This is a genomic window from Sediminibacterium ginsengisoli (assembly GCF_900167075.1).
In the GTDB taxonomy this organism is placed as follows: domain Bacteria; phylum Bacteroidota; class Bacteroidia; order Chitinophagales; family Chitinophagaceae; genus Sediminibacterium; species Sediminibacterium ginsengisoli.
In genome coordinates this window covers 326083-346775 of the sequence record NZ_FUWH01000004.1, presented here as the reverse complement: position 1 = coordinate 346775, position 20693 = coordinate 326083, and the positions used below count along the sequence as shown (strand labels likewise).

Genomic DNA, 20693 nt, shown 5'->3' with positions numbered 1-20693 from the left:
TTTATTTCAACGGGATAAAAATATTTTTTTGTGATGCTGAATCAGCGCACAGCCCTGTTCCGTTGCGACTTACGGCGTTCATCCGGAAGAATGGCTTTGGCCATGGTATCTTTTGCATTCACGGGTTTGGAAGGGATTTTGGGTTGTGGTGCTGCAGGCGATTTCAGCTCGGTGCTGTCAGATTCATCATCTATCAGCGTTGTGTCTTTAGCTGCTTTACGCGCTGCTTCCAGCTGTTTCACCTGTTTGATCGAATCCTGCTCTGCCAGTGCACGACGCATCAGTGCCGGGATCAGGTTCATTTTGGTGATCTCTTCCACTTTAGCCTGTCTTTCTTTTCCGGGAATAGAATCTTTCAGGTATTGTTCGATGAGCAGGCTGGCGATCGGTGCTGCCGATGTGGCACCAAAGCCCGCATTCTCGCACATCACCGCAATCGCGATCTGTGGATTTTCCCTCGGCGCAAATCCGCCGAAGAATGCGTGGTCCTTTTGCTTCTCACCACGCCAGGCGTTTTCCACTGTTCCGGTTTTGCCGCAGACGGTAATACCCGGCACTTTTGCATAAGCACCCGTACCGAATTCCATGGTGCCCTGCATCCCGTCGTGTACTTCCTCAAAAATAGCCTGTGAAATATCCCTGGTCTGGTGGCGGGTATGGTAGGCTTCCAGCAAACCATAATCGTCACCGCCTTCAACCGAATCGATCAGGTGCGGGGTATAATACCAGCCTTTGTTGGCAATGATGGCCATTACATTGGCAAGCTGCGTAAGCGTAGTGCTGATCTCGCCCTGGCCGATACTATTGGAGATAATATTGCAGGATTGCCACTTCGGCCCGAAGATCTTGCGGTAATACTGTGCGGTTGGGATATTGCCCATTTTTTCGGAAGGCAGATCCACACCCAGCCTTTTCCCCAGTCCGAATGAATATGCATAATTATTGAATTCACCCAGTGAGCTGTCTCGGCTCGGGAACTTGTCGAGATCTATCAGCCTGCGGAAGGTCACCGCGAAATAACTGTTGCAGGAATGGGAGATGGCAGGCTTGAGCGAGAAAGTACCCGCAGCGTGACAACCCATCCGGCGTCCGCAACCGTAATAGGCACCGGGACAGCTTACCGTCATCCTGTCGTCGATAGCGCCTTCGGCCATACCAATGATACCAACCACGGTCTTGAAAGTAGAACCGGGGGAGTAGGTGGTAGAAACGGTCCTGTTCAGCAATGGCAGTCTCGGATCGAGGAACAGTTCGGAAAAGTGTTTGCGGCGCTGGTTACCGGTAAGGTAATTGGGGTTATAGGTAGGAGCGCTCACCATGCAGAGGATGCCGCCTGTTTTCGGGTTGATGGCAACAATGCTTCCTACTTTATTGCTCATCAGCTTTTCACCCAGTTTCTGCAGTTCGATATCGATGCTCGAATAAAGATTTTTTCCCGCGAGCGCGGTGGTGTCATAAGCGCCGCTTTCCCACGGGCCCTGGATCCGGCCCTTGTTATCACGGATATACCGTTTGATGCCGCGCTGGCCCATCAATACTTTTTCATAGGTATTCTCGAGGCCTGTCTTTCCTACATAATCGCCCATTTCATAACCTTCATCCCTGTGCCTGCGGAGAAAAGAGGTATCAACTTCGGCAATATACCCCAGCACATTGGCGGCTGCATTATGCGGATAGCTCCGGATAGAACGTTCGTTGAGTGAGAAGCCCGGAAATTTATACATGTTCTCGTTCAGCCTGGCAAACATATCCGGCGTGAGCAGCGCTTCGAAAACGCTGGGCTTTACGCTCGTGTTCTTGAAAATGATGTCGCGCATTCTTTTTTTGTACATGGCGGTATCAATGTTGAGCAGGGCACAGAGTGCTGCAGTATCGGTTCCGCGTGCATCTGCGGGGATCACCATGAGGTCATAGCTGATGGTATTCTCGAGGATGGCTTTTTTCTTACGGTCGAAAATGATGCCGCGATCGGGATAAACCACTTTCCGGTAAAAGGCATTGTTATCCGCGGCCAGTTTGTATTTGGAAGAAAACACCTGCAGGTTGATGAGCTGACCAACGATCAACAGGAACACTCCCGCAAAAATGATACGCACCACAAGGCTTCTGTTCTGATTGAATACCGGCATAACTGTACAATGAAAAACGTAAAGAATGAATGATGCAAAGTTGCTTCTTTTTGAAGACCATTCACTATAAAATTAATGCAAAAATATATAGTGGCTTACGCGGCGTTGGTCCGGTATTTTCCTTTACGCTGGAACAGCATTTCCGCAATGGCGATCATCAGCAGGCTGATACCGGTTGTGGCAGAAACCTTTCCGATAAAATACATGAAGTTGCCAAACTGCAGCCATTCGATCAGCACCAGGTAAAAATGGTGGATGAAAGTGAGCAGGCCTACATATAAACTGTAAGGTGCAGCACCCATGCTTTTGATACCCGGCTCGGAATAACTCTGCTCTGTTGTTTCCTGCGGGATGAGCAGATTGAGCAGGAATGGCCTGATAAATGCGATCAGCACACATGGCGCAGCATGAAGGCCCGGCGTACCGGTAAACAGATCGAGTGAAAGCCCGAACAGGAAACTTACAAAAAGCAGGAAGATCCTGTTGATATTAAAGGGCAGCCAGAGAATGAACAGGAAATAAATATAAGGAACCACGAACTGGTGCAATGGGGGCACTTCGTTCAGGATCACCACCTGGAACAGGATGAAAAGAATGAAACGGACAATATTTTTCAACAGGTCGCTCATGGTGTTTTGGCAGGAGTGTTTTCCAGTGCAACCTGTTCTGCAAAACGCACATTCTCTACCAGGTTCACGTAACGGATATTGAAAAAATTGGTGGCTGTTTTTACTTTAAGGGTATAATAGTTGCTGGACGGATCCGCTGCAATTTCGGTTACGGTACCGATCATCAGGCTGGGCGGGAAGTTGGCGGAGTAGTTGCTGGTAAGCACCGTATCTCCTTTTGCCACTTTTGCACTTTTGCTTACGTTCTTCAGCACCAGATAAGCGGGATCCGATCCATCCCATTCTATACTGCCGGCTGTATTGTCTTTCTTCAGCATAGCGCTCACTTTGCTGTTGCGGTGCAAGAGGCTCATAGCCCTGCTGATGTTTTCAGTAGTTTCTACCACCACACCTGCAATACCCTGCGGACTCACCACTGCCATTCCTTTCTTAACACCCTGCAGGCTGCCGCGTTCGATCGTAATGAAATTCGTTTGCAGTGTGAAAGTGTTACCGATCACTTCAGCAGGCAGGTAAGTGAACTTGCGGAAGCGGCCGAGTGAATCTCTGACCAGTGTATCGATAAAACTGAGCCTGTTGCTGTCCGGTGCTTTGAAATCAGTGATGAGCAGGTTGCGGAGCCTTGCATTTTCTGCAGCCAGCTGGCGGTTGGTTTCCTGCAGGCTGAAATAACTGCGCAGATGACTGTAACGTTTATCGATCCGGCCCGTGATCTCATTGGATACGGAAGAAAAGAAAACCTCGTGGGTCTTGCTCGATCTGCTCAATAATACGATCGCAGCTATCTGTAATACCAAAAAGCTGAAAAAGGTAAAGTAGCGCCGTATGAACAGGAAAATGTTTTTCAAAGGAAAAGCTTGAAGGCTGCTGTTTCTGTAAAACCGGCTGTTATCTCATAATGAACGGAAAACGCTGATAGTTCTTCAGTGCCAGACCTGTTCCGCGTACCACACTTTTCAGCGGATCATCGGCCACATGCACGGGAAGCTTGATCTTGGCGCTCAGGCGCTTGTCCAGTCCTCTTAACAATGCACCACCACCAGTGAGGTAAAGACCTCTGCGGTAGATATCTGCTGCAAGTTCGGGAGGCGTTGTTTCCAATGCTTTCAGGATCGCTTCTTCTATTTTGAAAATGCTTTTATCGAGTGCTTCCGCAATTTCCTGGTAGCTTACCATGATCTGTTTTGGGATACCTGTTACCAGGTCACGTCCGTTTACCGGCAGATCATCCGGCGGATTGTCGAGGTCTTTCATTGCCGCACCTACATGGATCTTGATCTGCTCTGCAGTACGCTCACCAATCAGCAGGCTGTGATAACGACGCAGTGCTTCCATGATATCTGCAGTAAATTCATCACCTGCAATACGGATACTCTGGTCGCAGACGATACCTGCCAGTGCGATCACCGTTATACCGGTGGTACCACCCCCGATATCGATGATCATATTACCTACAGGTTCTTCCACATCTATACCGATACCCAGGGCAGCTGCCATAGGCTCGTGGATCATGTATACTTCTTTCGCACCCGCCTGCTCGGCACTGTCGCGCACCGCACGTTTCTCTACTTCCGTAATGGAAGAAGGAATACAGATCACCATACGCCAGCTCGGCGGGAACAATGGTTTTTTCGGATAGATCATTTTGATCAGCTCCCGGATCATCAGCTCGGCAGCGTTGAAGTCGGCAATTACACCATCCTTCAGCGGACGTACCGTACGGATGCTTTCATGGGTCTTTTCGTGCATCATCAATGCCTTTTTACCCACGGCCAGCACTTCCTTCATATTATTGCGGTTTAACGCAACAATTGAGGGTTCATTCACTACCACTTCATCGTTATGTATGATCAGGGTATTGGCGGTACCGAGATCCATCGCAATTTCCTGCGTAAAAAAGTTAAACAATCCCATTGTATATAAAAAGTTCTTATCTGTTATCTAATGCTTGCAAAGGTGGTTGAAATTACCCGAATTAACAAAGTTGAAGATACGGATTTGTCTGTTCCTGCACGTTTTTAACCGTTTCCGGCCCGGATCGCCCTTTCCGGGGTCAGAAAATGGCTTTTTTGACCATTTTTCAGGCAAATTCATACCCGATATCCTTCCTGAAGTACATGCCTTCAAAACTGATACGATCAAGTATGCCCCGCGATATGCCCACAGCTTCCGGTATGGTGTTACCAAAAGAGGTCACAGCCAGTACCCGGCCGCCGTTTGTTACAACGCCAGACCCAGACTCAGTAGTTCCTGCATGGAACACAAAACTGTTCTTATTGTCTGCCGCATTTTCCAGTCCGCTGATAGGAATGTTTTTCCTGTACGCACCCGGGTAGCCGCCACTGACAGCCATTACCGTACAACAACTTCTTTCATCGAATGCGATATTGGCATCAATTAGTGTGCCATTATCCATGGCTGCGAATAATGCAACAAGATCTGTCTGCAGTCTCGGCATTACCACTTCCGTTTCCGGATCGCCCATGCGGCAGTTGTATTCGATCACATAAGGCGTTCCTTTTACATTCATCAGTCCGAAGAAAATAAAACCGTGATACACGAGTCCTTCTTTTTTCAAACCCGCTACTGTTGGTTTGATGATGCTTTCTTCCACCGTGTGCATAAATGCATCGTCCATGAACGGAACGGGGCTTACACAGCCCATCCCGCCTGTATTCAGGCCTGTATCTCCTTCGCCGATGCGTTTGTAATCCTTGGCATGCCCGATCACCTGGTAGCTGTCGCCATCGGTTAAAACAAATACACTTACTTCTATGCCTTCCAGGAATTCTTCTATCACTACTTTGCTGCTTGCATCACCGAACTGCCTGTTGATGATCATCTCTTCAAATACCTGCTGCGCCTCTTCATGCGTAGTTGCGATCACAACGCCTTTGCCGGCTGCAAGTCCATCGGCTTTCAGCACTACCGGAAGTGTATGCTGCGCGATATACTGTTTTCCTTCCTCAAAATTTTCCTGTGTAAATTCTGCATAAGCTGCAGTAGGAACATTATGCCGCTGCATGAATTTTTTACTGAATGCTTTACTGCCCTCAAGCTGCGCGCCAGCAGCTGATGGCGCTACTACGGTAATATGACGGAGCGATTCGTCTGCAGTAAAATAATCATAAATGCCCTTTACCAGCGGCTCTTCCGGACCTACTACCAGCATATCGATCCTGTGCTGCAGGCAGGCTTCCTTAACGGCGTCAAAATCTGTGATAGACAGCGGGAGATTGGTGCCCAGCGTGGCTGTTCCGGCATTCCCGGGTGCAATGAATAACTGGTCGCAATGATGGCTTTGTGTCATTTTCCAGGCCAACGCATGCTCGCGGCCGCCTGATCCGAGGAGTAAGATGTTCATGCTGCAAAGTAATTTCAAATTTGTGACTTAGGGACTATTGTTTTAAACAACAAACATTTATCCCTAAGTCACAACGCAGCATTATTCGCCTACATATTTCTTTTCCGGCAGTCTGCGGGAGATCAGCAGGAACAATAGGATGGTAACGGCGAGTATGCCGATGAAAAGCCAGTAATATTTTGCACCCGTAAACTGGCTGAAAAAACCTTTGTTTACAATATCTGTGTTGATCAGTCCTGTAATGAGGTTGCCCGCCGAAATGCCCAGCAGGTATAATGCACTCATGGTACTTTTCATCGATTTGGGAGAATGGGTATAAGCATATTCGAGGCAGGTAACAGAAACAAGTATTTCAGATGCGGCCAGTAAGATATAAGCCAGGATCTGCCACCATACTGATGGTTTTCCACCTGCGTCGATGCTCTGCTGCAGGAAAGCAATAATGACGAATGCCAGCCCGATGATCACAAAGCCCGCACCGATCTTGCGCAGTGGCGTTACGGCAATACCGCTTTTTTCCAGCTTCGGGAAAATAAAAGAGGTAAATACCGGGATCAAAAGCACGAGGAACAATGGATTGATGAAATTCACCTGTTCCGGTAATATGGAAAAGTTGCCGGCAATGGTCAGGTCCATTCTTGTAGCCTGCAATACCCATTCAGACAGGTTCTGGTCCCACAAGGCCCAGAATATGGGAGTAAATGCAAATACAGCCAGTACGCGATATACAGCACGGATGCCATCGATCGATTCCGCAGAATATTTTTCGCCAACGGCATCCCATACTTTTTGTCCGGGCTTACGGTTGAACAACTTAGCCAGTGCATATAATGTGATGCTGAAGAAATTCTCTTTCTTGATACCCGCAGGAGGTACCCGCTTGTATTTTTTCCGGCCCAGCCAGAACATGATCGTTGCCAGCGCCATCAGGATACCGGGAACACCGAAAGCGATATCCGGACCATAATATTTTTTCAGTAAAGGAATGAACAATGGTGCCAGCGTTCCGCCCAGGTTGATGCTCATATAAAACCAGCCATATACTTTGGAAAGCAGGTGTTCATTGGATTTGTCGAACTGATCGCCCACATTCGCCGATACACAGGATTTAATACCACCGGCACAACACGCAATTATAATTAAGCCCGCACTGAAGATCGTATAACTTTCTCCTGCCACCGACAACATAAAATGCCCGAACGTATATAATATCGAAACGAAAAGAATAACACGGTATTTACCGAAGAACCAGTCGGCCATGATCGCACCAACCAATGGCATAAAATAGGCAAGTGTAACAAACATGTGCGACATCTGGTTAGCTTTCGCATCCGCTTCTGCGGTAAGTGCGGGATTCAGCGTGGGATTGAAAAAAGCCACTGCCATATAAGTAACCATGATAGACCGTAAACCATAGAAGCTGAACCTTTCCGCAATCTCGTTACCGATGATGTAGGGGATCGATTTGGGCATGCCGGTTTTTGGGATATCGCTTTGTATTTGGGCCATAAGTTGTATTTTGGATTTTTAAAGATAAGGTGAGGGATGATTAAATTGGCAAAATAGTTAACGCTGACCGTGTGATCTGTAATGTACAGCGCCGGGTTTTACGGTACTCCCAACCTCATGTCTAACGATTAAAAAGTCTCTATGTCACAAGACAAAAAAAGCTTCAAGCCATTTGTTGCTCCTGAAACCAATATGAAGGAGCTCACCGTAAAATCGATCCTTGTAGGAAGCCTGTTCGGTGTCATTTTCGGTGCTGCAACAGTCTATCTTGCATTAAAAGCCGGGTTAACCGTATCTGCTTCCATTCCCATTGCCGTGATCGCGATCACACTCGGAAGAAAGTTTTTGAAGACAACGATACTCGAGAACAACATCATCCAGACAACAGGTTCTGCCGGTGAAAGTATTGCTGCCGGTGTTGCATTCACATTACCGGGATTCCTGTTTCTTTCATCACCCAGCAGTGCTGAATATTTCAATTACCTCACCATACTTATTCTCGCTATCGTAGGAGGTTTGCTGGGAACATTGCTGATGGTTCCGTTGCGTAAGGCACTCATCGTAAATGAACACGATAACCTGCCTTATCCCGAAGGAACTGCCTGCGGCGATGTACTGAAAGCAGGAGAGCGCGGAGGAGACTTTGCAAAAACGGCTTTCTGGGGTCTTGGTGTTGCATTTGTATATGCTATTTTCCAGAAGATCCTGCATGTGATTGCAGAAACACCTTATTATGCTACCAAACAGGTCAATAAATTTTTCCCTTCTGCCAAAGTAAGCGGAGAGATCACACCGGAGTACCTGGGTGTGGGTTATATCATCGGGCCGCGTATTGCGGGTGTACTCGTGGCTGGGGGTGTACTGAGCTGGCTGGTATTTATTCCTTTATTATCATCACTCGTGCCGCCCGATGCCATTGCAAGCCAGCTGGTGAAGCTGGGTTACCTGGCAGATATTACCAAAGCCGGCGGCAAAGGCGGCTGGGATCCGGTAGCACACAGCTTTGCAGATTATTCTTCAGCGGTTTATTATGCTTATATCCGCCAGATCGGCGCAGGTACGGTAGCTGCAGGTGGTATTATCACGCTGATCAAGACCATACCAACCATTATCAAATCCGTAAAAGGCAGTCTCGCATCACTGAAAGGCGGTGGCGAGGAAGGCGCAGCGAAAGTAGTGCGCACCGAAAAAGACCTGAGCCTTAAAATAGTAGGCCTGGGAAGTCTTGCACTGATCGTTCTCATTACCGTACTCCCGCAGGTGCCGGGCGACAGTATCCTGCAGAAGCTGCTCATCGGCGTGCTGGTGGTATTATTCGGTGCATTGTTTGTAACGGTATCATCACGTATTGTAGGTCTGATCGGCTCATCCAATAACCCGATCAGCGGTATGACCATCGCAACTGTAATGGGAACCAGCCTGATCTTTTTAAGCGTGGGCTGGACAGGTCAGGCATTTGAGCCGCTGGTACTGGTAGTGGGTGGAATGATCTGTATCGCTGCGGCTAATGCCGGAGCCACTTCGCAGGATCTGAAGAGTGGTTATATCGTGGGTGCTACACCGCGGAACCAGCAGATCGCATTGTTTGTAGGAGCAATTGTTTCATCCATTGTAATCGGTATCACGGTGAAATTCCTGGATAAGCCAACAACTGAAATGATGCAGCAGGGTGTGCAGCACGCGATCGGCAGTGAAAAATATCCTGCACCGCAGGCAACACTGATGGCAACACTGATCAAAGGGATCTTATCACAGAACCTCGACTGGCAGTATGTATTCGCAGGCGTGTTCCTTGCCATCACCATGGAACTTTGCGGAATCAAATCACTGAGCTTTGCAGTAGGAGCATACCTGCCACTGGCAACAACGCTGCCTATTTTTATCGGCGGAGCCATCAGGGGTATTGTAGAGAATAAACAGAAGAAAGCCAACGTGGCGCCGAATGCAGAAGAAGAAGAGCTGAGTAAGGGAAGTCTTTTTGCAACGGGGCTTGTGGCCGGAGGAGCTGTGGCCGGGGTGATCATTGCATTTATTGCGGGTTCAGACGGCGGGGAACGTTTCCTCAATGCAGTTAATTGTGAAGAATCTATTGTACATAATTTATCGCAGGATGGTTACTTCCTCCTGGGTACAGTCTTCTTCGCTATCATGGGCCTCATCCTTTACCGGACGGCTATGAAGAAAACAGCATAACATAATTATTATAAAGCCAGGCCTCCGTAACAACGGAGGCTTTTTTATGCAATCCGGTATAGCTGCTGTAATTTTAAAGGAATGAACTTCCGTCACATTTCAATCAGGCAAACATTGCAGCCAGGCGATATCGGCCGCGTTATTCAACTGCATGGCCGGATCTATGCCGCAGAATACGGTTATGGTATAGGATTTGAATCATATGTGGCAGCGGGTCTCCATGAATTCTGGCAGCAATATGACCCTTCGAAAGACAGGATCTGGCTATGTGAAAACGACGGGGAACTGGCAGGTTGCCTTTTCCTTATGCACAGAAGCGATGAAACAGCGCAGCTGCGGTTTTTCCTGCTTGATAAAGCACAACGCGGGATGGGTTTGGGGAGTTTACTTATACAGCAGTTCATGGAAAATTTACAGGAAATCGGCTACCAGGAAGCTTATTTATGGACGACCAGTGAGTTAAAAGAAGCGGCATCCCTGTACCTGAAAGCAGGTTTCAGACGCGGAGAAACCCATAAAAGCCACATTTTTGGCAAAACTGTAACAGAGCAATATTACGGGTGGCGCAAATAGTTAAGAAAAAGCGAAAGGCCCGGTTAAACTTTTACAGTCATTAGCTATCATACATAAAAAATATGCTATGAAAATAAGCCTGTTATATAAAAGTCTGGCGGTGGGATTGATCATCACACTGTTCTCGGCCTTTTCTGTTATGCAGGAGGATAATGGCGCGGCCAAAGATCCTAAGATCTCACTACCCTATAAAAAGATGGGACTCACAAAGAAACAGGCAGCAGCTCACCTGCTCAGCCGTTTCACTTTTGGTGCAAGGCCCGGCGAGATCGATAAGGTAGCGGATATGGGGCTTGAAAAATGGCTGGAGCAGCAGTTCGATGGCACACTCGATGATGCAGTACTGGCAGAAAAACTCAAAGGGTATGATGCCCTGCAGATCGATAACGACAGCATAGTAAATACTTATCTCAACAACGGGCAGGTAATACGGGTGGGTATAAGGAAAGGACTGATCAATAAAGATTCCGTTCAGGCTGCAGGAAGAAAAGAATACCAGGACAAACTCCTCGCTGTAATGAAGCAGGAAGGGTATAAGCCAATTGCAGAATTACAAAGGCAGCTCATCAACCAGAAAGTGATCAGGGCTGCATACAGCGAAAACCAGTTAAAGGAAATACTCACAGATTTCTGGTTCAACCACTTCAATGTTTCTCTCACCAAGAACCAGAGCGAGCAATTCATCATGACCTATGAGCGTGATGCGATCCGTCCTTATGTAACGGGTAATTTCCAGGATATGCTGGTAGCAACAGCCAAGCATCCGGCCATGCTCGAATACCTCGACAATGCAACAAGCATAAGTAATAATAACGATGCCGGCAAAAAGCAGGAAGCCAATGCCAAAGCGCAGCTGGAACGCAAACGCAGGCAGGCAGAAAAAGATACTTCTTCCAGAATTGCCAATGAGATGATGGCAATGGAACAGGCCATGAATAACCAGAAAAGACAAGGTCTTAACGAGAACTATGCACGTGAGATCATGGAGTTGCATACACTCGGTGTGGACGGCGGTTATACACAAAACGATGTAACCGAAGTTGCGCGTGCATTGACAGGCTGGGCACCAAGGCCAATGTTCAATGACGGTGTTGCCAAAAAACAACTCGATCGTTTGGGTGATGATAAAATGGCAAAACAGGGCATCATTACAGAAGGCGATTTTCTGTTCCGTGGTAATAAACATGATGAAGGTGAGAAGATGATCCTTGGTCATCGTTTTCCTGCCAACGGCGGTTATAAAGAAGGAATGCAGGTGTTGGAATTGCTTGCGAATTATCCCGCAACGGCAAAATTCATTTCTACCAAACTGGCTACCCGTTTTGTAAGTGATACACCATCTACCGCGCTTGTAAAAGAAATGGCAGAAACATTCCTGGCAACAAAAGGAAACCTGAAAGCGGTGATGATCACCATGGTCAACAGCAAAGAGTTCTGGGCTAAAAGCGCCTTACGCGAAAAAGTAAAATCACCTTTTGAATTTGCCATCAGTGCCGTACGTGCTACCAATGCAGATGTACAGCAACCTTTCCAGATCTATACCTGGTGCATGAAGATGGGACAGCGTTTCTACTATTACCAGGCGCCTACCGGTTTTCCGGACAGGGCAGCTTACTGGATCAATACGGGCTCACTCCTGAACAGAATGAACTTCGGGCTTGCTTTCGCAACGGAAAAGATCCCTGGTGTAAAGCTTAATCTGATTGCGCTGAACAACGGCCATGAACCGGAAAGTCCTGATGAAGCACTTGCCATCTATAGCCGAATCTTATTGCCTGAACGTAACCAGGAGGAAAACATAAAACGTCTTACCGCACTCGTGCGCGATGCCAATGTTGAAAAGAAGATCAATGATGCTGCGGCGAAAAATACAGCACCTGTTCCTGCGGGTGATATGCAAGGAAATGATATGATGGCGATGAATAATGATACCGGTACTGGGAAAGGTAAGAAGCAAAAGGCAAAAACAGCCTTGAATAAAAAAGCTACCGATCCGCGTATGACCTATGCGGCAGGCAATAATACTGCACTTTCGCAGGTTGCGGGTATCATCATCGGTTCACCGGAATTCCAGAGAAAATAAATTCAATCATTATACCCCACTTGTAAACGGGTATCCAAATACAATTGTTATGGTCAACAGAAGAGGATTTGTAAAATCAGGAGCGCTGGCATTGTTCGCAGCCGGCTTCGGAGGAGTACCTTCTTTTATTGCACGGGCTGCCGACAGTAAAAAGATCATCCCGCCGTACAAAAAAAATAAAGTACTGGTCTGCATATTCCAGCGCGGCGCGATGGATGGTCTGATGGCTGTGAGCCCTTATGCAGACCCCAACCTGAAAGCATTAAGACCGACGTTATACATGAGTCCTTCAGCAACGGAAGGCGGCCTGACAGATCTCGATGGAAAATTTGGGTTACACCCGGGATTGAAAAATCTCTACCCGTTTTTCACGGAAGGCAGAATGGCTATTGTGCATGGCGTGGGCAGTCCTAATAATACCCGGAGCCACTTCGATGCGCAGGACTTTATGGAAAGCGGAACTCCATTTAACAAAGGAACCGCCAGCGGCTGGCTGAACAGAGCTGTAGGCCTCACAGGTCATGATGGTTCTCCGTTCAGGGCCGTAAGTCTCACAAGCGCTTTGCCCAGGAGTTTTTATGGCGATAACGAGGCGCTCGCCATCAGTAACCTGCAGGATTTCGCGATCCAGATGCGCGGTAATCCGATGGCAACCAATATGGCAGCGAAATCATTCGAACAGTTATATGATGAAACCTCCAGCCAGATCCTGAACCGTACGGGTAAAGAAAGTTTTGATGCAATGAAAATGCTGAGTGCGGCAAATATCAAAAATTATCAGCCTGCAAATGGTGCAGTATATCCCAACTCTGCGCTGGGAAATTCACTGAAACAGATTGCAACACTGATCAAGATGGATGTAGGTATGGAAATCGGATTTGCAGAAAGCGGAGGCTGGGATACGCATTATAACCAGGGAACCGCTAACGGTATCCTGAGCCGTAACCTGCAGGACTTCGGCGATAGTATCGCTGCTTTCTGGAAAGATATGGCAGCATACCAGGATGATGTTACTGTAATGACCATGACGGAATTCGGCCGTACGGCACACCAGAACGGAACCGGCGGTACTGACCACGGACGTGCAAGCTGTCTCTTTGTACTTGGCAACGATGTGCAGGGGGGTAAAGTGTACAATAACATCAAATCACTCGCTAAAGCAGACCTGGAAGATGGTAGAGATCTGCCGGTTACCACTGATTTCAGATCTGTATTCAGTGCGGTTGCGAACGGGCACCTCAATATCAATAACAACAGCAAGCTTTTCCCGCAATGGGATGGCTCGAGTCTCAGTATGATGAAAAGCTAAGCGGAACAAAGCATAACAAAAAGGAGAAGCGATCAGCTTCTCCTTTTTTATTGAATAAGGTTCCTGTTATGCCACGCCAATCATAACCGGTGTTTTTCCTTGTCGGGGAAAAACGAACATCATGCTGCTGCGTTTATTTTTCAACCGCTTTTCGCGGAATTCCTGGTAATAAGCATTGGTCATGAGATTGAGCTGAACAGTATATGCATTGTTCTTCTGTGCAGTACCCGAAAGTTTGCTTCCTGCATAATGGGAAAAATCTGAAGGCGTATAATCAGAAAGTGTTTCATTACTCACTTTCTTTCCATCTATCCAGACTCCATACACAGCAGCGTCTTTCCATTTGTCGAGTTGATCAGCTGTAGGAATTATTTTCCCGGGCGGAACGAATGAAGCCAAAAACCGGACAGGAGCAGTGGCCTGTTCTGCGGGTGACAGCTGAAGAAAAATGGTTTCCAGTCTTTGCCTGTCGGCCGCAGTTACAGTATATAAACTTCTTACCGCGGGCGGTGCTGCCATGTAGCGGTTACGTATCAACAGCATTTCACCGATGAGGGATTGAGGTGTATTCCTTTCTGTAGCTACTGATATGCCAGTAAGCGAAGCAATATCTGCCGGGAATAATTTTGCCGGAGCTTCAGCAGTAATGCCTGTTATAACAATTGTAAGCGCAGGTAATAAAACTGCAAGTTTCAACACAAATTTTCGCAGTGAGGAACTGCGATTCATCATGATCAGTCTTTTCTTTGTAGCAGTATAATGGAAACTGCTGGTCATGTTTACGCTAGCATGGGCACCGGCTTTGGCAAGTACAAGGTACTGGTAGGAAAATGAATCGCTGCCATTGCCTTTTACAGCATCATCCGCAAGGAATTCATGGTTGAGCTGAATCCTTTTTTTATAGAGGATGAGTAATGGATTGAACCAGCAGCAAACCAGTAACAATTCGGTAAAAAGAATATCCCAGCTATGTTTCTGCTCCGCATGAATGATTTCGTGATCGATGATGCGCGATTCCTGTTCGCGGTTTTCATAATCGGAACGACTGATAAAAATATGATGCAGGAATGTATAATTGCCAGAACCATCAGGCAGCAGTAATACAGACCTGTTCCTGTAAGTTGCCTTTTCTAATCTGGCTACCTGTTTTAATAAACGTACCAGGTTATGGACGAAACGAATCAATAAAAGCGCAGAGATCAACAGGTAAAACATCTTCCATAACGGAAGAGAATACGAAGGAATATCTCCGGTTGCCAGTGCAACTGCCGCCTGCTCAGGAACTGATACATATTGCAGGGCAGGTAATACGGGAGCAGGAAGACTTTCACTCATATCGATCCTGATCATCGGTATAACCAGCATTGCGACCATACTGAACAGGAGGTAAAAGCGGTTGAACCGGTAACATTTTTCGCCCTGTAAAAGTCCTTTGTGCAAAAGCAGCAAAGCGAGCCCGCACAAAAAAGACCGGATGATATAAGCGATCATTTCTTCTTTTTTTTGATTTCCGAATCTATCAGTTTACGGAGTTCTTTCAGGTCATTTTCGCTCAGATGGGCAGAACGTGTAAAGAAGGATGCAAACTGCACGGCCGAATCATTAAAACTATTGCGGATCATACCATTTACCTGGCGTGCATAATAATCGTTCTTGTCAACCAACGGATAGTACCTGCGCGAGTTGCCGAAAAGCTGGTAACCGACAAAGCCCTTATCGCTCATTCTTTTGATCAGTGTGGCAACTGTGGTATTTGCGGGTTTAGGATCGGGGAATGCTTCTATCAGTTCTTTCAAAAATGCTTTGCCCTGTTGCCAGAGATATTCCATCAGTTGTTCTTCTGCTTTGGTCAGCTCCATATTCTACATGATGATTATGTGTTCTATAAATGTAGAATATTCTTTTTACAACCACAATATGTTTTGTGGAAGGAAATAAAAAAGGAGAAACAATTACGTTTCTCCTTTTCTTATCAGTTCTAACTCTCAGAGTTTACCGTTTTTAATTTCATCTACCACTGCAGGATCAAGCAGGGTTGAGGTATCGCCGAGATTTGAAAGTTCTCCTTCTGCAATCTTGCGCAGTATCCGGCGCATGATCTTACCGCTGCGGGTTTTGGGCAAACCGCTTACAAACTGGATTTTATCAGGTTTTGCAATCGGACCGATGATCCTTGTAACCGTTTGCAGGATATCTTTCCTGGTGAGTTCAGTGTCGCCGCCATGCATGCCCTGGTAGATCACGTATGCGTAAATGCCCTGTCCCTTGATGTCGTGCGGGTAACCTACAACTGCACTTTCAACCACACCTGCGTGCATGTTGATCGCATTCTCAACTTCGGCAGTGCCGATACGGTGTCCGCTTACATTCAGCACATCATCCACACGACCAGTGATCCTGTAAAAACCATCTGCGTCTTTCAGCGCACCGTCGCCGGTGAAATACAGACCCGGATAAGTGGCAAAATAATTGGTACGGCAGCGTTCATGATCGCCATAAGTAGTTCTCAGTATACCCGGCCATGGCGCTTTGATACAAAGATTGCCGCTGATGACGCCGTCTGTGGCTTCCGTTACTTCATCTCCTTTTTCATCTACCAGAACCGGTTGAACACCTGGCAGCGGGAGTGTTGCCCAGCTTGGTTTTGCAGGTGTTATGCCTGCGAGGTTGGAGATCAGCACACCGCCGGTCTCTGTCTGCCACCAGGTATCTACAATAGGACATTTTTTCTTGCCCACATGTTCATCATACCAATGCCATGCTTCTTCATTGATGGGTTCGCCAACGGTTCCCAGTACATTTAAGGAGGACAGGTCTTTACCCTGTAACGGATCCAGGCCAAAGCCCATCAGGCTGCGGATCGCAGTTGGTGCGGTATAGAGAATGTTTACTTTGTATTTGTCAACGATATCCCAGAACCGGCCTGCATCCGGCCAGGTAGGAACGCCTTCGAATAAAACGGTTGTGGCGCCGGCGCTGAGCGGGCCGTATACGATATAGCTGTGCCCCGTGATCCAGCCGATGTCCGCGGTACAGAAATGTATTTGCCCGGGCTTGTACTGGAACACATTGATGAATGAATAATTGGCATAGATCATATAGCCTGCGCAGGTATGCACCACGCCTTTAGGCTTTCCGGTTGAACCGGAAGTGTACAGGATGAACAGCGGATCTTCCGCATCCATTTCCTCGGCTTCAATAAAAGTGAGCCCTTTTTCTTCCACCTGCTTCATTTCCTCTTCCCACCATACATCTCTTCCTTTCAGCATCGATACCGGTGTGCGGGTACGTGTGCATACGATCACTTTTTTTACGGTCCTGTTACCGATCAGGGCATCGTCTATCACACTTTTCAGTGGTATATCCTTTGCGCCCCGGTAGGCACCGTCGCAGGTAACAATAAATTCAGCCTGCGCATCATATAACCTGTCTGCAATGCTTTGTGCCGAGAAACCACCAAACACAACCGAATGAATTGCACCGATCCTTGCACAGGCCAGCACAGAGATAGCCAGTTCGGGGATCATGCCCATATAGATACAGACACGGTCGCCTTTTTTCACGCCATTGTTCTTCAGCACATGTGCAAACTGGCAGACTTTTTCATGGAGCTTTTTGTAAGTAAGAACACGGTGATGTTCTTCAGGATCGTTCGGTTCCCAGATGATGGCGGGTTTGTTGCCATTGTATTCCAGGTGCCGGTCGAGGCAGTTCTCTGTAATATTCAGTTTGCCGCCTTTAAACCATTTAATATCGGGTTCGGTGAAATTCCATTCGGAAACCTCAGCCCATTTTTTGCGCCAGCTGAAATGCTCGGCAATTCCGCTCCAGAAACCGGCCGGGTCTGCAACACTCTTCTGGTATTCGCTCTTATACTCATCGAAACTTTTGATCTGGTAGGGGTAAGACATGTCACTCAGTTTTTTATTGGAGCCGTAAATATAAACATCCTCTTTTAATCACTTTTGAAATGATGGATAAGCAGCTGAATGCTAACGCCCGTTTGTATTTCATCGTTTGCCGCCGGTTGCATTTACTTGGTAAAATGAATGCTTTGGTGTAAGTTGAAGCAGATTGTAAAACATATGAAACAAAGCAAAGGTATCTGGAAGATCATCGGCGCATCATCGCTCGGCACATTAATTGAATGGTATGATTTCTACATTTTCGGCAGCCTTGCCACCGTGCTTGCGAACCAGTTTTTCCCGAAAGCCAATCCAACGGCGGCATTGCTGTCTACACTCGCCACATTTGCGGCTGGCTTTATCGTAAGGCCATTCGGAGCACTGGTATTCGGACGCCTCGGCGATCTGATCGGAAGAAAATATACATTCCTGCTCACCCTGGTACTGATGGGCGGCTCTACATTCGCTATCGGTCTTATTCCCGGTTACGATACCATCGGCTTTGCCGCGCCAGTGCTTGTGCTGTTGCTGCGGCTGGTACAGGGGCTCGCACTCGGCGGAGAATATGGCGGGGCAGCTACCTATGTGGCAGAACATGCACCCGAACACAGGCGCGGGTTCTTCACATCCTGGATCCAGACAACCGCTACACTCGGATTATTTGTATCGCTCGGTGTGATACTGATCACCAGACATGCGCTCGATGCAGACCAGGCAAAATCCATTGCCAAATTCAACGACTGGGGCTGGCGTATTCCATTCCTGGTTTCGATACTGCTGGTAGTTGTATCCATTTACATACGGTTAAAGATGAGTGAGTCGCCGCTGTTTTCAAAACTGAAGGCAGAGGGCAAGACTTCGGCAAATCCGCTGAAAGAAAGCTTTGGCAAAAAAGACAACCTGAAAATGGTATTGCTGGCTTTGTTCGCGGCAACCATGGGGCAGGGCGTTGTATGGTATACCGGTCAGTTCTATGCACAATCATTTATTGAGAATGTATGTAAGGTAGATTTCGATCAGTCGCGTACGATCCTGATCTGGGCTATTCTCTTTGCCACGCCCTTTTTTGTTGTATTCGGCAGCTGGAGTGATAAGATCGGCCGTAAATGGATCATGCTGGCAGGTATGCTGCTGGCTGTTGTTACCTATAAGCCTTTATTCAATAAACTGATCACACTTTCATCGGTAACGGAGAGAACACTGGAAAAGAAGAGTACAGATGTAGGGATGTATGCATCGGCAGGGATAACAGACACCTTCCGCGTATCAACTGTTAAACATATTTATACCGATGCCACCGTAATGACAACCATTACCAAGGACACTGTATATGCTTCCGGGAAAGCGACTGTTAAACCTGTAACTACGGTTGTTAAACAATTAAATACGCGTGATTACTGGACGATGGTGGGTATTGTCTTTATCATGATCCTGTATGTTACGATGGTCTACGGTCCTATTGCGGCATTCCTTGTAGAGCTGTTCCCGACGCGGATCAGGTACACGTCTATGTCGCTGCCTTATCATATCGGCAACGGCGTTTTCGGCGGACTGACGCCATTTATCGCCACACTCTTAACTACGATCCATACCACAGACCCGCTTGCAGGGCTGATCTACCCGATCGTGATTGCAGGCATCTGTTTCGTGATCGGGGTCTTGTACCTGAAAACAAAACCGGAACAATTATCAGAAGCAGTTTAATGAACCCGGTTGTTTCACCACAAATCAAACATGAACCATGAATCAGTTAAAACGAATAGCAGGAATTATCTGGATGGTACTCGGGCCGCTGGCCATTTATTTTATCGTGCAGGCGGCCGCAGGAGAGATCGCCAAAAAACCGGAAACCGATACGAAGATCCAGTGGGGTGTATTTGTTGCGGTCTTCATCCCCATTGCCATCGGAATGGTGATCTTCGGGTATTATGCCGTAAAAGGAGAATACGATGAACGCTGAAAGACTGATTTTCTCATAATCTTACAAAATCATTCAGTGAGGGATCGCTAATTTTGATGCCATGTCAATTGAAGTAAAAGGCCTTGCCAAGCAATACGGGGATCAGAAAGCGGTGGATCATATTTCCTTTACTGCCGCCAAAGGTGAGATCGTAGGATTTCTCGGACCCAATGGCGCCGGCAAAAGCACTACCATGAAAATGATCACCGGTTACCTGAAGCCGGATGCCGGAACGGCCGTGGTGAACGGTGTAGACGTAACTGCAGACCCTATCTCCGTTAAAAGAAAGATCGGCTACCTGCCCGAAGCAAACCCGCTTTATATGGATATGTATGTGCGGGAATACCTTGATTTCATTGCAGGTGTACACCAGATCGGTAACCGCATGGAACAGAGAGAAAAGATCATACAGCTGACAGGTCTGGATAAGGAAAGCCATAAAAAAATAGGACAACTCTCCAAAGGATATAAACAGCGTGTAGGCCTTGCTGCGGCGCTGATACATGACCCGGAAGTGCTGATCCTGGATGAGCCTACCAGCGGGCTGGATCCCAACCAGATCATCGAGATCAGGAACGTGATCAAAGAGCAGGGCAGAACAAGGACGATCCTTTTTTCGTCGCATATTTTACAGGAAGTGGAAGCCATCTGCGACCGGGTAATCATCATCAGCAAGGGACGAATTGTAGCAGATGACACAGTGGCCAACCTTCGCAGCAAACGCCGTGAACAACATATCGTACTGGTGAGTTTTAAGGAAGCAATACAGCCAGAATGGCTCACTGCGCTGGCAGATGCGGGGAAAGTGGAATACAGGGAACCTGTTTACCGGATCCTGGCTAAGAATCCCGATCAGCTCCGTAAACAGCTGCTGGAACTGGCAGTAACACAAAACCTGAATATATTGTCGCTCCAGGCAGAGACAGAAAGCCTGGAAGATGTATTCCGGAGCTTCACGAAGTAAGAGGAAGGAATGGTTAAAATTGCCACAGAACCGCCAATTCCGTAAATTGCGTGCGCAAGACAAGATTCTATACCA

At 47.4% G+C, this 20693-nt stretch carries 16 protein-coding genes; 7 read left to right on the top strand and 9 right to left on the bottom strand.

Annotated elements, in window-relative coordinates:
* Window positions 1–41: 41 nt before the first annotated feature.
* The 6 genes from mrdA to B5D42_RS09700 all read right to left on the bottom strand — a co-directional run bounded on the left by mrdA (window position 42) and on the right by B5D42_RS09700 (window position 7631).
* On the bottom strand, window positions 42–2129 hold the full coding sequence (gene mrdA / locus B5D42_RS09725) for a penicillin-binding protein 2 (protein WP_078831283.1): 2088 nt from the start codon (window positions 2127–2129) through the stop codon (window positions 42–44).
* Between the two features lie 95 nt (window positions 2130–2224).
* Window positions 2225–2758: a rod shape-determining protein MreD gene (locus B5D42_RS09720; protein ID WP_078831282.1), complete on the bottom strand. Its 534-nt coding sequence runs from the start codon at window positions 2756–2758 to the stop codon at window positions 2225–2227.
* Window positions 2755–3606, bottom strand: a complete 852-nt coding sequence (mreC, locus tag B5D42_RS09715; RefSeq protein ID WP_078831281.1) for a rod shape-determining protein MreC — start codon at window positions 3604–3606, stop codon at window positions 2755–2757. The genes B5D42_RS09720 and mreC overlap by 4 nt, the downstream gene beginning before the upstream one ends.
* A 40-nt stretch (window positions 3607–3646) precedes the next feature.
* Window positions 3647–4672: a rod shape-determining protein gene (locus B5D42_RS09710; protein ID WP_078831280.1), complete on the bottom strand. Its 1026-nt coding sequence runs from the start codon at window positions 4670–4672 to the stop codon at window positions 3647–3649.
* A gap of 166 nt (window positions 4673–4838) precedes the next feature.
* Window positions 4839–6122, bottom strand: a complete 1284-nt coding sequence (gene purD / locus B5D42_RS09705) for a phosphoribosylamine--glycine ligase (RefSeq protein WP_078831279.1) — start codon at window positions 6120–6122, stop codon at window positions 4839–4841.
* Between the two features lie 81 nt (window positions 6123–6203).
* The gene (locus tag B5D42_RS09700) at window positions 6204–7631 is read right to left on the bottom strand and encodes a POT-type proton-dependent oligopeptide transporter (RefSeq protein WP_078831278.1); all 1428 of its coding nucleotides are present in this window, start codon (window positions 7629–7631) and stop codon (window positions 6204–6206) included.
* 141 nt (window positions 7632–7772) lie between these two features.
* Here B5D42_RS09700 and B5D42_RS09695 point away from each other — a divergent pair, with 141 nt between their 5' ends.
* The 4 genes from B5D42_RS09695 to B5D42_RS09680 all read left to right on the top strand — a co-directional run bounded on the left by B5D42_RS09695 (window position 7773) and on the right by B5D42_RS09680 (window position 13789).
* Complete coding sequence (locus B5D42_RS09695; RefSeq protein WP_078831277.1) at window positions 7773–9824, top strand: OPT family oligopeptide transporter; 2052 nt, start codon at window positions 7773–7775, stop codon at window positions 9822–9824.
* A gap of 81 nt (window positions 9825–9905) precedes the next feature.
* Window positions 9906–10397, top strand: coding sequence for a GNAT family N-acetyltransferase (locus tag B5D42_RS09690; protein WP_078831276.1), 492 nt, complete (start codon window positions 9906–9908; stop codon window positions 10395–10397).
* A 67-nt stretch (window positions 10398–10464) separates the two neighbouring features.
* Window positions 10465–12480 carry a DUF1800 domain-containing protein gene (locus B5D42_RS09685; protein ID WP_078831275.1) on the top strand — a complete coding sequence of 672 codons (2016 nt, stop codon included), beginning with the start codon at window positions 10465–10467 and terminating at the stop codon, window positions 12478–12480.
* Between the two features lie 49 nt (window positions 12481–12529).
* On the top strand, window positions 12530–13789 hold the full coding sequence (locus B5D42_RS09680) for a DUF1501 domain-containing protein (RefSeq protein ID WP_078831274.1): 1260 nt from the start codon (window positions 12530–12532) through the stop codon (window positions 13787–13789).
* A 66-nt stretch (window positions 13790–13855) separates the two neighbouring features.
* On the opposite strand, the gene B5D42_RS09675 is transcribed toward B5D42_RS09680, so the two are convergent.
* From B5D42_RS09675 to acs, 3 genes are all read right to left on the bottom strand, one after another.
* Window positions 13856–15280, bottom strand: coding sequence for a M56 family metallopeptidase (locus tag B5D42_RS09675; RefSeq protein WP_078831273.1), 1425 nt, complete (start codon window positions 15278–15280; stop codon window positions 13856–13858).
* Window positions 15277–15648, bottom strand: coding sequence for a BlaI/MecI/CopY family transcriptional regulator (locus tag B5D42_RS09670; protein ID WP_078831272.1), 372 nt, complete (start codon window positions 15646–15648; stop codon window positions 15277–15279). The genes B5D42_RS09675 and B5D42_RS09670 overlap by 4 nt, the downstream gene beginning before the upstream one ends.
* Before the next feature lie 126 nt (window positions 15649–15774).
* On the bottom strand, window positions 15775–17700 hold the full coding sequence (gene acs, locus B5D42_RS09665; RefSeq protein WP_078831271.1) for an acetate--CoA ligase: 1926 nt from the start codon (window positions 17698–17700) through the stop codon (window positions 15775–15777).
* 174 nt (window positions 17701–17874) lie between these two features.
* Here acs and B5D42_RS09660 point away from each other — a divergent pair, with 174 nt between their 5' ends.
* The 3 genes from B5D42_RS09660 (at window position 17875) to gldA (ending at window position 20618) form a co-directional block, all read left to right on the top strand.
* The gene (locus tag B5D42_RS09660; protein WP_176112961.1) at window positions 17875–19398 is read left to right on the top strand and encodes an MFS transporter; all 1524 of its coding nucleotides are present in this window, start codon (window positions 17875–17877) and stop codon (window positions 19396–19398) included.
* Between the two features lie 37 nt (window positions 19399–19435).
* Window positions 19436–19654, top strand: a complete 219-nt coding sequence (locus B5D42_RS09655; protein ID WP_078831269.1) for a DUF6814 family protein — start codon at window positions 19436–19438, stop codon at window positions 19652–19654.
* Window positions 19655–19715: 61 nt separating this feature from the next.
* Entirely contained in the window at window positions 19716–20618 is a 903-nt protein-coding gene (gene gldA / locus B5D42_RS09650) for a gliding motility-associated ABC transporter ATP-binding subunit GldA (protein ID WP_078831268.1), read from the top strand.
* Window positions 20619–20693 lie beyond the last annotated feature (75 nt).